This is a genomic window from Noviherbaspirillum album (assembly GCF_035916955.1).
GTDB classification, from domain to species: domain Bacteria; phylum Pseudomonadota; class Gammaproteobacteria; order Burkholderiales; family Burkholderiaceae_D; genus Noviherbaspirillum; species Noviherbaspirillum album.
Window position 1 is genome coordinate 18,453 of record NZ_JAWIIV010000053.1, and the last position, 14,122, is coordinate 32,574.

Consider the following 14,122-nt stretch of genomic DNA (forward strand, 5'->3'; position numbering starts at 1 on the left):
CGTACTTTTCAAGCAGAATAGTGCGTTTCGAGTCAGAAAGCCTACCAAAATCAGTAAATCATGGCGAGATCAGTAGGAAGATGCTCTAGGGGGCAAAAGCACTTGAAACAAGAGAGAAATTTTGAGGAAAACGCACTAATTTGCGGGAAAAGGAAGATAACCCTCCGCTTCATGCAGCGATTCGACCACGCTTTTCAAGCGATCTCCGAATCCTGGCTGCAACAGACTCCGAGCACTTCAAGTCATGCTCCCAAAAAGTGAGCACGGCCCAGCCAGTGCGCCTAAGCCGGCCGCGCACTAATCGATCACGTTTCATATTGCGTTCAACCTTCGCTGCCCAATAGCTTGCGTTGTCGATTGGACGGCGATAATGTTTAGGACAACCATGCCAAAAGCAACCGTGCGTCATGACTGCGACCTTCTCCTTTGGAAAAGCAAAGTCTGGAGTACCAGCTATTGGCCAATGTCGGCGCCACCCGCTAATCCTGTGTTCACGCAGGATTTTTGCCATACGGACTTCCGTGGTGGTGTTTCCACGGCTTTTGACCGCGCGCATCGTCGCCGAACGTTGTGGCGTGGGTGCTCTAGTCTCGCGCGATGCGGAGGCTGGGGTCGGTTTCATGTGCAGCAACGATTTCGTTGTACTTGTCGACTAGCGACTCAACCTTGACTCGGCGTTCAGAAGATCTAAAACCACCAAGCTCGTACAGGTTCGCCACAATGAATTGCTCGGCGTCGAGAACCTCGACCTTGTCCGCAATGCCTTGTGCCGCCGCGAACGCATCCGCTGCGGGGAGCATGTTGTGCATGGTGATCACCACAGGATGCCGGCCTGCATGCAAATTGGACGCGCATTTCCTCATCACTGCTTCGCCGGGCGTGGTCGTGACATGGATAGAAGCGTTGCCAATTTCGAAATCACCTGACCGTCCGCCAGGAGCGTCGGCAACTGAAAAACCATGATGCACAAGCGGCTCGTCAGGAAGCGCCAAGGCCAATTTTGCGCCGACAAGGTGTTGCAACATGGCACCGACGAACATCGTGCCTGCGCCTTCGTCCTGTCGCTTTCTGGCCTGTGCAAGAAGGTCCCGAACTACTGCTCTCAATGCATTCCCTGCGTCGAAGCGCAACGCGAAGGGCTTTGCGTTGAAAAATGACTTTGCTTGCTCCACCCACCAAGCTTCCGTCGCGGCGGCGTCGGCGATGCCTTCAGCATGAAGCTCATTGAGGAACCGCAGATAATCCTCGATGTTTCCAAGGCTGCCCCTGCTTGTTCTGCCGCCTTCTTCAGCCAGCACGCGCTCAATGCCGTAGTCAAGCAGGATGCGTTGCACGGCGTCTTTGCCCAAACCTTTTACTTGCCCGCGTCCGTCCGTCGTAATGCCGGCCTCGACGTCAAAAGGAAGTCCGTTACGCCTGACTAACCTAGAAGCGAAAATCAAGGCCGCCAGCTGACCCTTCCCTTTGATGCTCTTCCTTTCCTTGTATTCTTGCAGACGTTGCGCAAGCTCAGGCACGGGTAGGAAACCGCTCGGCTCGAATTCAATCCCGGCTGCCATTAGGCGACCTTGACTAGTTGCAGCCGCCGATAGCTCTCAATCAACGGCTCAAAGATATGGCGCGCTAGGTGCGCAACCACCGGAACGGCCACCCCGTCACCTGCAAGATGGTATGCGTCGTTGTACCGTTCTGGAAGCACATAATTGTCACTCAGCCCCATTAGTCTTGCTGCTTCTCTGGGGGAAAGCAGGCGAGACCGAACTTTTTCACCTTCGACAACGATGATTGTCTGACGACTCGATCCCCCGGAGGGCGTGCGCAGGCAGCCAGAAATGCCGTCAAAGCGCACTTCAGCCCTTTGTCTTCCCTCTCGGGTGCGCCGGTAAATTGTTCCGACCTTCAGCCGGCCGGCCTGCTTTGCCAACTCGACTTTTTGAGCGTTCACCTCGGACATCATCTCGAGCAGCTTAGCGGTTTCCTCAGGCGTGTGCCACGTCACGCCTTGAGGCTCATGTTCGATAAGTTGATCTAACGTCCCCGGAGTCGTATCAGGAGCCGGCGGTGCCCACCATATCCATTGATCTTTCAATTTCTTTGGAAGCCGGTTATACGCCTTCACAATCGCTGCTGGCTGCCAGGCAGGGGTGGCGGTTTCCGCACAAAGCTCGCTTGGGACTGTCAGCTTGGCGTCAACGGCCACGATAAAGAGGCGAGGCCGAGACTGAGGAACGAAGTGGACCGCGTCAATTATCATTCCTCCAGCTCTGTATCCAACCGACACTAGAGATTTAATAATTGCCTCGAAATCTTTGCCACCATGGCTAGTAACCGCGCCATACACATTTTCCAAGGCGATCATATGCGGCTTTCGGCCATCTTTGTCCAATTGCTTCATGAGCTTGTGGAACGCCCAAAAAGTGCCGCTGCGGTCGCCATCTAAGCCCACGCCATTGCCAGCAAGTGAGAGGTCTTGGCAGGGAAAAGACGCCCATGCCAAATCAGCTTGCCCTTCGACTTGATTCGCTTTTACTTTTGCGATGTCGCCGACCACTAGATGGTCATCTCCCCAGTTTTTTCGGTAAGAGGCTGCTTTCTTTTCGCAGAAATCATTGGCAAAAAGACATTTCCATTCCTCTCCAAGCCCTGCGTGGGCCATCCCGCCACCTGCGAAAAATTCGTAAAACGTGTTCATTGCTTTATCCAATGTTATCTAGGAAGTATTGTCCGATATTCGCCAGATCTTTGCCAATGATTGCAGGGAATCTTGTGGCATAAAATTGATGCTGAGTGGCAACTGTTCGGTTATAGTTAGTTGCTACAGGCAGAGAACCTCAAATAACAACGCGCAGAAAACGAGAAGAGCATGGGCCGGCTAAAGTCAGCAGCATCTGGAGCCAAATTCAAGAGTGAATCATGCCGAGAGGCAGATATCACGGAAAAGAAGTTGCAAGCTCCGCCGCCGGCAACGGAGGCCCTACGAGCAGAACTTCGGTGCTTCCTAACATGAGCGCGTGGGCGCGGAGGCGATGCGGGTACCAGATCTCCTTGAAGGTTCCCGCATCGAAGTATGGCCCGTGGCGCAGTTATGAAAAGGTAGAGGAAAAATGCGAAGATGAGACCTAAGGTGTTCGGGCGGCTCTTACGATTCCGTATTCAAACCAGGACAATTTCGCCGTGAGCATTTGGAAGCCACCTACAAACTTTGAAGAGTGGGAGCGGGCGCTCGTCGCACATTTTTTGATGGTGGGCCCAAACGGGGACGCTAGCGAAATACGTTCGCTTGAAGTGACTGCCACCACATTGGCAAATGCGTTTGAAGCTCCTGCTGGGCATGAGCGGGATGTCGAGAATGCGTTTCGACGCATGCTGCTATCAGATCACTTGTTGTGGGAGGCTCTACGCATTGGCAGCCATCGCGGCAGCACGCCCGCTGCTCCCAATTTCTTTTGCTATCTTGCGCTGACTCTCTTTATCGACAGCCTGCTCGACGGCGAGTATGTTTCCGGCGCGTTTCGTTCTAAACTTGCCAATTGGCTGCAAGTGGACTACAGCTTTGCTGAGTTGCATGGAGTTGCTCTTATGTGGGAGCTTCTTACTCATTGGCTTGAGAAGCGAGCTAGCGAGGGGGCACCGTTTCGTCGCTTAGTTCTTCCAGATCCTGGCACGTGGACGCATATCGGTTACTCGCGACGCCTATCCTTCCCGAATCGAAAAGACATCCGGGTCGTCGAACGATTTGTCAACGAAAATACATCCGCATTGGCACATCCACGTGTGCTGATACGCGAGTTTGATAGGGAGCTTGTTGACGAAAGTCTTTCGTTTGGGTTGATATCAGCGTTCGAAGATTTTAAACAATCGTACCTGCAGAATCGACGCGCGTTAGCCGACGATCGGTTCTGGCGACTCCTTCAACGCGTCCATGTAAGCAACGAAGATCATCCCTTCAACGCATGGGTGGAGCTCGTGTTCAATGAAAATAGTGAATTTGAATTCCTCGCGTGTAGGGACAATGCAGATGAAAAACACGTCTATGCTTCGCTTGGCTCTGCTCTCCGGCATATCGATGCAGCGGTTAGCGCAAATCTAGGTGCCGGATTGCGGCGAGAGGTGATTTTCTTTCGCCAAACTGGAATCGGCCGATGGCAGGCCGAGGCGGACCTTCGAGCATGTGTCGGAAAAGTTCATGTCGCCTTCGCAGATCGATTAAAAGCGACGGTAAAGGAGTATTTTGGCGGGCTCGTTCCAAGTGGTGGTTGGCTTGTTAGCGCTTCATCGATTTCGAAAAGAAAAGTCGAGCAAGGCCTTCTCAACGTCCGTCTGTTTCAACCCACAACGGAAACAATTTATCGGCCCACGTTGCATGGCGGCGTTCGCGTCGCCTCCGCTTGGCTAGGCCGATCCCGTTACCTGCCTTCTATCGATGCTGATTCTGAAGACCTCATTGTTCGATCTGACCAAGAAGATGTTCAGCTGAGCGCCCTTTCCGTAAGTGATAGTGGGGAGTTAATATGTGATCGGGGGACCGACGGCTCATACGTCATTGAACCAATGCTCAAAGAACACGAACGGCGGTCCCCCTGGCGTTTGCGCTTCCGTCTTGTCGCCAATGCGTTGCCTCACGTAGCGCTGAACGGCAGCCGACGTCAACTTGAGCCTCTCGTTGATTGGGACAGCGTACAGCGCGCGCCAATGGTGCTACGAGACACAGGCCCTCTTCAGTGGGAACAAGGCGAGTCTCGGTGCGATGATTTGCTCGAAGCAGTTTACGCTTCTGGAGCGAAAGGATGGGAAGAAGCCGATCTTGTACGGATCGTCCAGCGAGCCGCCGAAGAGTTCGAGCAGCGGCCTTGGCCAATGCTTCGTGCCCTGCATGACGCAGGCGTGATTGAGCCACGACTAAGAAACGGTTGGCGAGGAAGAGTATGGACACCGGCACCGCCAAAGATTGTAACTGCATCACATGAGGAAGGGGAACTGCTTCTAGTGGAAGGCGCACTCTGCAAGAATCTAGTTGACGAGCTGCAACTATGCGTCGAATCCGAAGGTGGACAATGTTTTCGTCGTCTAGGGGCTAGCGTGTGGGCACCAGTTGTTTACGGGGCGTTTGGCGTATCTGCCCGGAGCATTGGCGCTCGCCTAGGCTGGCAAGTCGAGGACGCGCCAGCCGCGCCAGGCAAGCAACCGCTAGCTCTGCGCAAGACGAATCGGCATGCAGAATTATACCAAGTTGGTTCAACTTGGGACTGGCATCAGAAAAGGTTTGTCGCAACGCAAGCTACGCAAAGCACGGTCAATTTGACTCGACGAACCCATCAGCAAGGACTGGATCACGACATTTACCGCGTCGTCCAACGTGGCCGAACAGATCACTATTTATCGCGGACGTCCGCAATCATTGCTGCCTATGCCGCGGGAGGGTTGACGCTGTTTCGATTCGAGGGCGATCGCTTAGTGAGAGATGCCGAAGATGGAGGATTGCCGGACCTGCTTGCCGCCACGCTCAGGCGTCGACGACTGCGCGCGGCAGGTCCGATTGATGAATCGTATGTCTATCCCTGCACGGAGGAAGATGCTGCTTGGCTGAGCAGTCTGATGCCCGGCTGTATTAAAGGCATTTCGAAAGTCATCGTAGAAAGTGCGGGCTATATTATCTCTGTCGCTCGGAGGTCTTCTGGCCGACTACGGCCGCAATGGCGCTCTGGGCACCTCAAACTATAAATTAAGAACACGAAAAATATTGCAATGGCAACTAGCACAGTATGGTACGCAGGACGATGCGTGAAGCTTCACGAGCATGACATTGCGGCCACAATCGGGGTAACCGCTCGTTGGGAGCTCTCGGAATGGGTGACGGTTCCACATCCAGAGAAGCTGTTTAACAAAGCAGGCGAGGTGGAGCTTCGCACGGCCGAAGCGAAATTGCTGAAGCCCGGTGAATGGCTATGCTTTCAGGTTACGAAAAGTCCGCGACAAGGTTGGGCAGCTGCGCATCACAGGAGACTGTACCGCTACCTTGATCTCTCCGATTTTGGTTCTATCGATAGCGTTCGTCGCATCCTAACCATAGAGGGCGTGACCCACGCAGATCAGAGCGGCGCATGGATAGTGCGAATGCAGGATGACAAAGTTATGAAGGTCGATCTTCGCCGTCATAACGGCGCAGTGCTTTTGTCGCCTGGAAATTTGCGCGCTCAAGTCTACCAGTATGATGAGTCTTCATTGGTGCAGTTGCCGGCGGGGAGCTCGATGCTCACTCTTTATGATTTCAAGCATGAAGTCGAAGCAATTGATTACATCGACTGGTCACCTGACCCCGATTACGCAGCCCGCGTTGTCCGCGCTCTTTGCAGTGCCCATGATACCCGAGCGGATGAGCTCATCGTGTGGCTGGAAAAGCACGCGCAGACTGCTTCGCAGCAACTGACTGCAGACAGCAAGGACCTTATGGCTGCCCACGATGCGCTCAGATCTGGGAACCTAGCGAAACAATTGGCGCAAGACCGCGCATTGCTACGCCAAATCGCGGACGCCTTCCGCCGTGACCCGAAAACATCCCGTTTGCTCGAGGAGGAAGCGGCTGCCGCACGCGAGGAAATAAAGAAAGCGGCGAGACTGCAAGCGCAAGTCGAAATTGAACGAGAAATGCAGGAGACTCGAAGGACCAAGTTGTTGGCCGTGCAGAAAGAAGTGACGGCATACGAAAAGGCTAAGCGTGAAGAGGTTGAATCAATGGTCACGTGCCGCGCCGCCGATGCCGCACGGGAGCTTGAGGCAAACCAGGAAGCTCGTCGCTCCGAGCTGAACCGAGAGTACGCTGCGGTTCGGGAGCAGCACGAACGCGAACTAGCCAACGTTAGGCAGCAGCACAACCACATCGTGGGTGAAGTGGAAGCCTTGAATAAGCTGGTCGCCGATTTGGAAACGAACGCCACAGATCTTCGCGACAAGGAGATTGCCTCGCTCCTCCGACTTGAACAGCTTCAGCAAGAACAGGAGCGGGTGCACTCACAGACGAAGGACTCGTACAACGCGGTGCCGACCAAGCTAAATCGGGCAATCATGCCGATCCGTGCCCCGACGAGCGAGCGCGTCGTTAAACCAGGCGCGCTTGGGAAAAGCATCCGAGATTTTCCGCTCTTAACTAGCAAAGGCAAGGAAATAATGGAGCAGTTCGTGGCGCTTATGCTTGCCGGGGATGTTCCTATCTTGGTGGGCACTGAAAGCAGCGATTTCTTGCGAATTTGCGAATTCCTTGTGTCGGGTGGCGTGTCCGTACGCATGCAGGCCGATCCGACGCTTATCACGTTCGAGGACCTTTGGATTCGGGCAGGAACTGGATTGCCGACAGCGCTTTCAGAGGCGCGTAATATGGCAGAGCAAGGGGCGTCACCCACCTTACTCTGCACTGTCGATCGTATTGAACGCTCGGGCGCGATGTATTGGTATCCAACGCTTGCGCGTCATGCGCGCGACGGCGATTTTCCTCGTGAGATGCTGCTTTGTTGCACCGTCGAGGACATCGACTGCGAGGAATCCGTGAACCTGCGGGATCACGCAGTGCTGCTCGATATCACAGGCGCAATTGCAGGCAACGCAGCATTGATCGCGGCAGCGGCGTTAGCTGGAAAAAATGCGGCGTGCCTAGAAGTAGGCGAACGTGCTGAAGATCTGTTGCTGGGCATGGGGGTGATGGCGGATGCCGGCGTCAATCTCACTATTTCGGCGGCGCTACGCGCAGCACGGACAATCATTGAAGCGGGCCGGTTAGGAGCTGGCGCTCCGAACAAAGAATTAGCAGGTGCGTTCGCGCGTCTGTTCGCGCGACCACAATCGGCTAGCTTACAAGACACTGCAGCGCAACATCAGCAAAACAGAATTTAGGAGACGTGATGCTTGACCCTGTCGGCGGCTTTGGTCGCATAAAAGAATTTTTTATCTCGTATGTTGAGACAAACTTCCGCATTTCAGATTCGACCGTAGCGAAGGCTCGGCGAGCACTGCTCGAAGCCACAAATGTCCTCACAACCGAACCATTTATAGAGCCCGTGCTGCGCTACCAATCAAGCGAAGATACGCTTGAGCAGCTTGCCGCCGCGCCTGGAGGCATCCTTTCTTCCTTGAAGCCAGAAGGACGGCGGGCGTTCGTTGAGCTGGCGCTCTCCGGGCTGTTCGACGGCGACACGACCGAAGGGAACATTCGTCGACAGTCACGCTTCGCTCCCTACAAGCATCAAGTTGAGATGCTTGCGCGTGGAATCTCACCTGGGAAGCCGGGGATTGTCACATCCGGCACAGGTTCCGGGAAGACCGAGAGCTTCATGCTCCCCGTCCTCGCCGCAATCGCGAACGAGGCCGTAAGCTGGAAAGCGCCTTCCGAAGGATTTCTTCAACGTGATTGGTGGCGAGAAAAAGGAGCGCGCTGGTCGGCACGCCGGAACGGGGAAAATCGTCCGGCGGCGGTGCGCGCGCTGGTTTTATATCCCATGAACGCCTTGGTCGAGGATCAGATGGTTCGGCTGCGCAAGACGCTTGACTCGACTTCGGCACACGAAGTCATGGATATGCGTTTTGCGGGGAACCGTGTCTTCTTTGGGCAGTATACAAGCGCCGTGCCTGTAACGGGATATGAACAGCATCCTCGAATGGCGGGACACAAGGCTGAGCGTGGCCGCCGTACTCGTCGTGGCCAGCAGCTTCGCCTTGCCATGAAAACAATTGAGAAAAATCAAACTGCTGCACGGCTGCATGACGCAAATGCTGAGGAAAAAGCCAAAACGCTAGGAAAAGCGCCGCCCGACAAGACTCGGTATATTTTCCCATCTGCCGATGGAGGTGAGATGTCATCGCGGTGGGATATGCAAGATTCGCCACCTGACGTCTTGGTGACTAACGCATCTATGCTTGGCGCGATGCTGTCTCGCGAAGTAGAAGACCCGATTTTTGACAAGACGCGACAATGGTTGCTAGGCAACGAGGACGCGTACATTTATCTGATTTTTGATGAATTGCACCTCATCCGTGGCTCTTCTGGGACGGAAGTTGCCTATTTGATCAAATCCCTGATTGAGCGCCTCGGTTTAGAACATCCGGCGCACCGACAGAAGCTGCGCATACTCGCTTCTTCAGCATCGCTGCCGCTCGAAGGTGATGAAGGCATCCAGTCTTGTCAATATCTGCGCGATCTTTTCGCGCCGTTTGGAACAAGCAGCCGTCCCCACGACGAGGGAGTGACTAATGCCGATTTCTGGCGTAGCTGTGTGGTGCAGGGACATCCATACATTCCGGAACCGCCAAGCGGACAAGTCGACGGCGCACCGTTCGCCGATCTGCTTAGGGCAGGAATGGAAGGGCGGTTAGACTCCGTAGCTAAAATCGACAGGACACCAAAGTTAGAGGTTGCAATCAGGTCCGCAGCTGCCGTTTTCGGCGCTGTAGGGCTATCAGAAGCAGAAACAGTAAAGAAATTGGCAGAATCAAGCGCGGCATTGCTCACGCATGCATGCCGAGATGGGAAGGGGGTGCGTGCGCGCAGCTTTTCTGACATTGCTAAGCAGGTGTTTCGGCCGGGCTGCGCAGACTTCGGCTTGTCGTTGCGAGGGTTAATGTTTGCGCGCGCCCTTGCCGAATCTGGCCTGTGGGACAAGGAGCCCGCAAGGGAAACCCCATCCTTCCGTGTTCACACGTTCATCCGTAATATTGAAGGTTTGTTTGCGGCGCCACGGCCCACGAGCCAAGGCGTGACGTATGGCGATTTAACGATTGAGCGAGGTATGTCGCATGCTAAAGCAATATGCGAACAACGTGGTCGGCGCCTGTTCGAACTGCTCTACTGCGAAGCGTGCGGAGATCTCTTGATCGGCGGGCAGCGTGGACAAGCCAGTGGAGCTGGCGGCGCCACCGAATTGCTGCCCGCGTCCGCGAATCTCGAAAGCTTGCCAGAAAAAGCGGCGACCGAGTACTACGATCGAATGTCATTCGAAGAGTTCGCTGTGTTTTGGCCAGGCCGCCGTCAACCGGCTGTCTCTGAACGAGGCTATGATGATTGGCACCGTGCATATCTAGATGCTGATACTGGAGTTGTCTTTACTGGCGACGTTGTGCCCCCGGACAAAATTGAAGGGTACTTATATTTTCAGAAAGACGACGCAGTCAGAGGTGCAAAGGGAAAAGTAACCGGTCGGAAGACGGCGCAGCCATTCTGTTGCCCAAAGTGTGGCACAGATTACTCGAACCGACCAACAACGAATCGTTCTCGCTCCCCAATCCGGGCATTCAGAACTGGCGTAAGCAAATCGTCCCAGCTTGTCGCCACCGAGTTATTTGAGCTGTTACATGCCATCGGAGCAGAGCCTAAGGGCATCGTGTTCTCTGATAGCCGGCAAGATGCCGCAAATCAAGCGCTAGAAATAGAGCGTCTCCACCTGCGCGACTTGCGACGTGAGGTGCTCGTCGCAACGGCAAGAGACTGCGTTGCTAACGTCGGCAGCACCTGGATGACGATGGAACAATTCATGGCCCGCTTACAAGCTTTGGGACCAGAGCAAGAGGCAGAAAGAAGCGAACTGCTGTCACGATTTGCCGCCCAGAACGGGAAGTTGGAACCTCCAGGCGGAGGCAAGAAGATAAAGCTTGACCAGCTATTGCAATATGGAGGCAACACCGGCGGGCTAAGCAGGCTAGTGGCAGAGTTCGTTGAAATGGGGATACATCCATTTGATGAATTGGGACGCAAGACTTACAAGGGCGCTCCATGGCATGAATTGTTCGACGAAGACGGGTCCGGGCGTGTCACATATGCTCAGACCTTGCCGCAGGCGGACAGGAACGAGATCGATGGCAAGATACTGAATAAACAATACGAGCTGATTGATGACGTCATTTTTGCAAACACATTCTTCGCGCTAGAAGAGACCGGCCTAGCCTACCCATCTGCATCGTCCGGAACTGGGCGAGAGGCGGATGAGATAGACGCATGGTTGCGTATGTTTGCCGGCGCGTATCGCGTCACAAACAACAAATACTTCGATGAAAGTCGCGCGGTGGAGTGGGTGGTAGGTGAAGACGTACGCAACAATCGGTTGTTAGGGCTGGCTGAGAAGATATTCGGCTTCCAGCGCCACATCGAGGGTCTCTCTGGAGTGCTTAGCCGTTTTAACTCCCTTGGTTTTAAAAGCGGCATGTTTGAGATCGGAGGTCTATATCTGAAGGTTGCTGACGCAGAGGACCCATACTGGCGCTGCAAGAATTGCGAACGAGTTCACTTACACAGGGGAGTGGGACATTGCACACGATGCGCACAAAAGTTCGAGACGGAGCCAGACGGCACGGCACAATCTCTCTGGCATGGCAACTTTTTGGCTCGTCGCATCGTTCGAAGCATGAAGGACGGTGTAGGCCGTTTTCGCTTGCATGTCGAGGAGCTGACTGGACAAACTGACGATTTTTCCGATAGGCTGCGCAAATTTAAAGGCATTTTCGTCGGGGACGAAACCGAGGTCCAAAAGCGGGCTGCGGAAATTGATATGTTGTCAGTCACGACGACCATGGAGGTCGGCATCGACATCGGCGCGTTGCAGAGCGTCTACCAGGCTAACATGCCCCCACAACGCTTCAACTATCAACAGAGAGTCGGCCGGGCGGGACGCCGGAACCAGTCCTTTTCGATCGTCGTGACCTTTTGCCGAGGCCGTAGCCACGACGCCTACTATTTTGCGCATCCGGAGGCGATAACTGGCGACCCGCCGCCGCCGCCATTTCTTGCCGTCGACCATGATCCAATTCCTTTGCGCCTTCTGAGGAAATCATGGTTGCGCGCGGCCTTCCAGCTACTGCGTGAAGAGTGCGCTAAGCGCGGTGAAATTTATCCCGGAGATGAGCTAGTCCCTCCTGACGTGCACGGTGAATACGTCACAACGGCCGATTATTATTACGACCAAACAGCGAATTGGCCACGAAAGCTGCGCCAAGCGCTCGAGAAAACCGTGTCTGCTCGCGATAATTTCGTCCATGCGGCTACGTTCAATGAAAAGCAAAGGCATAGCTTGCTGGCAAGCGCTTCTGTTGAAGGACTGCTGCAGGAAATCGAAAGCCTGCGCTCCGACGCGCCAAACTCGCAATTTGGATTGGCGCGTTTCTTCGCTGAGTACGGCCTACTGCCGATGTACGGAATGCCAACCCGAGTGCGGGATTTGTATCTCGGCCTTCGTCCAGAGGAGGACAAACCCACTACAGCTTACGAATGGTCGACGATGGATCGTGATCTCGACCTAGCAGTGTTCGAGTTTGCTCCGGGTGCCGTCCTCGTCAAAGACAAGTTAAAGCATCAAGTTATCGGCTTCACTGGCAATCTCACTGAACCGCAATTATCGGGGGCCGGGCTGGAATTACGGGCTATTTCACATTGGATAGAGTCCGAGAGTTATGTCGCTCTCTGCCAAGAATGTGGGTCAGCAAAATATGCCGAGAGGAAGCCTAGCACCTCTTTGGAGTGCGACGACTGTCATGAACCCATTGCTACGGAAGATTTTGGCCTTTACGTGACGCCAGCAGGCTTTCGCACGGACTTCCGGCCTAAGGCTGATTTAGATGAAATCGGGCGAATGTCAGTCAGGACAGTTGCGACCGTTCTACGAGAGGGAGAGCCCGTCGCCTGCGGTAACGTCACAGTTCGCCGCGGCGCAGATGTCACGATTATGCAGCTCAATGATGGAGTTTCGGATGACGATGGCGACGGCATCAAATATGTCGTGAACGAAATGATGGACAAAGAAGTTCCTCTTCCGAGAGGAGGACGTCCAGTTCCGCTTCAAGGCATGCCACAAGCTATCGCTCCAGAATTCTTAGGAAACGGTGGCGGTAGATGGGACATGACAGGAGGCGGCAGAGCAAATTTTGGGTTGATAGCGCGCAAAAAGACTGACGCAATTTACCTAGAACTGCAAAACTTTGACGCGCGGTTGACACTGGACTTGGTGGCCCGTAAGGGAGGTAGGTCTCACTTGCCGTCACGTGCCGCGGCAATCAGCGCAACTCATATTCTTGTGCAAAAGGCTGCCCTGGAGCTCGATGTGTCGGCCGACGAGTTTGAAGCGCTAGAGCCTCGACTTAGATCAGGCAGACCAATGCTTCAAATTGCCGATGCTTTGATTAATGGCTCGGGACTTTGTCGTCGCCTCGGAGAGGCGATTGTGGACGGCCGTCCTCCGCAAATCATCAACATGATTACAAACATTCTCAACGATACGAAAGCCTGGCCGCTAGTCGACTTTCTTGGTGATGACGGGGAAGGCAGCCATGCCGAGCGTTGTAAGACGTCATGCTATCGTTGCGTTCAAAGGTATGGAAACCGGCGTTATCATGGCCTTCTCGACTGGCGGCTTGGGATCTCTTATCTACGCGCGTTAGTTGATCCTAGCTATGGATGTGGATTAAACAAGAGGGAAGAGGCTCTTCCTGAAATCTCGGGTTGGATGGAGCGGGCGCATGGTCTTGCCCAGGCAGTCGTTGACATGCGTAGAGGAGCCCTTCGCTACGAAGCACTCCCTCATTCAAACCTGCCCTGCATCGTCGAGAACAAAGGCGGTGGCAAGTCGACGAAGATAATTGTCGCGCATCCATTGTGGCGGTTATCGGATCCTACGACGCAAGCATCCACTTTAGGCAAAGACTGGGCCCCAAACCTGCTTTTTGTGGACACTTATAACTTAGAACGACGTCCTCTAAGCGCGCTGGCCGGTCTGCAAGGGGACAAGACTAGAAAGTAGCAATGTTCAGCGTAAGGATTGCCCGGCCGTTTTAGACGGCTAGGCAACCTACCGCCGGCAGATTGCCTTATTTGCAAGCCATGTTGCCAACACGCGTCCAACCTTCAGATCTTATGTCTGAAGGAGAAGCGTTATTCCTCAAGCTTAATGTCGCACCACGTACGCTTCCAGGATAATTGTCCCATTCGCGCAAGATTAGTGCTGTTTCCTCACAATTTCTCTTTTGTTTCATGGATTTTGTCCCTGGAAGATCTTCCTACTGACTCCGGCATAAGCCGTAAGCGCCTAGCGAAACCACCTTGTAACGGATGTGACCTATAAGGATGATCGTGTCCACCTCATTTGAAGTGGACACC

General features: G+C 54.2%; 6 protein-coding genes. 3 read left to right on the forward strand and 3 right to left on the reverse strand.

Going from position 1 to position 14,122, the window contains the following annotated elements; genetic code table 11:
• Positions 1 to 169 precede the first annotated feature (169 nt).
• From RY831_RS33315 to RY831_RS30280, 3 genes are read right to left on the reverse strand one after another with little or no spacing between them, the layout of a single operon-like run.
• Positions 170 to 622 (reverse strand): very short patch repair endonuclease, encoded by a 453-nt coding sequence (locus RY831_RS33315; RefSeq protein WP_367576112.1) that lies wholly within the window; start codon positions 620 to 622, stop codon positions 170 to 172.
• Positions 585 to 1,559, reverse strand: coding sequence for a DUF4928 family protein (locus RY831_RS30275; protein WP_326510037.1), 975 nt, complete (start codon positions 1,557 to 1,559; stop codon positions 585 to 587). The genes RY831_RS33315 and RY831_RS30275 overlap by 38 nt, the downstream gene beginning before the upstream one ends.
• A complete protein-coding gene (locus RY831_RS30280; protein WP_326510038.1) occupies positions 1,559 to 2,692 on the reverse strand; it encodes a DNA cytosine methyltransferase in 1,134 nt (377 codons plus the stop codon). Before RY831_RS30280 ends, RY831_RS30275 begins: the two co-directional genes overlap by 1 nt.
• Positions 2,693 to 3,174: 482 nt before the next feature.
• Here RY831_RS30280 and RY831_RS30285 point away from each other — a divergent pair, with 482 nt between their 5' ends.
• The 3 genes from RY831_RS30285 to RY831_RS30295 are packed head-to-tail and all read left to right on the forward strand — an operon-like array spanning position 3,175 to position 13,766.
• Positions 3,175 to 5,721 (forward strand): hypothetical protein, encoded by a 2,547-nt coding sequence (locus tag RY831_RS30285; RefSeq protein ID WP_326510039.1) that lies wholly within the window; start codon positions 3,175 to 3,177, stop codon positions 5,719 to 5,721.
• A gap of 60 nt (positions 5,722 to 5,781) precedes the next feature.
• Complete coding sequence (locus tag RY831_RS30290) at positions 5,782 to 7,884, forward strand: hypothetical protein (protein WP_326510040.1); 2,103 nt, start codon at positions 5,782 to 5,784, stop codon at positions 7,882 to 7,884.
• An 8-nt stretch (positions 7,885 to 7,892) separates the two neighbouring features.
• A complete protein-coding gene (locus tag RY831_RS30295; protein WP_326510041.1) occupies positions 7,893 to 13,766 on the forward strand; it encodes a DEAD/DEAH box helicase in 5,874 nt (1,957 codons plus the stop codon).
• Positions 13,767 to 14,122 lie beyond the last annotated feature (356 nt).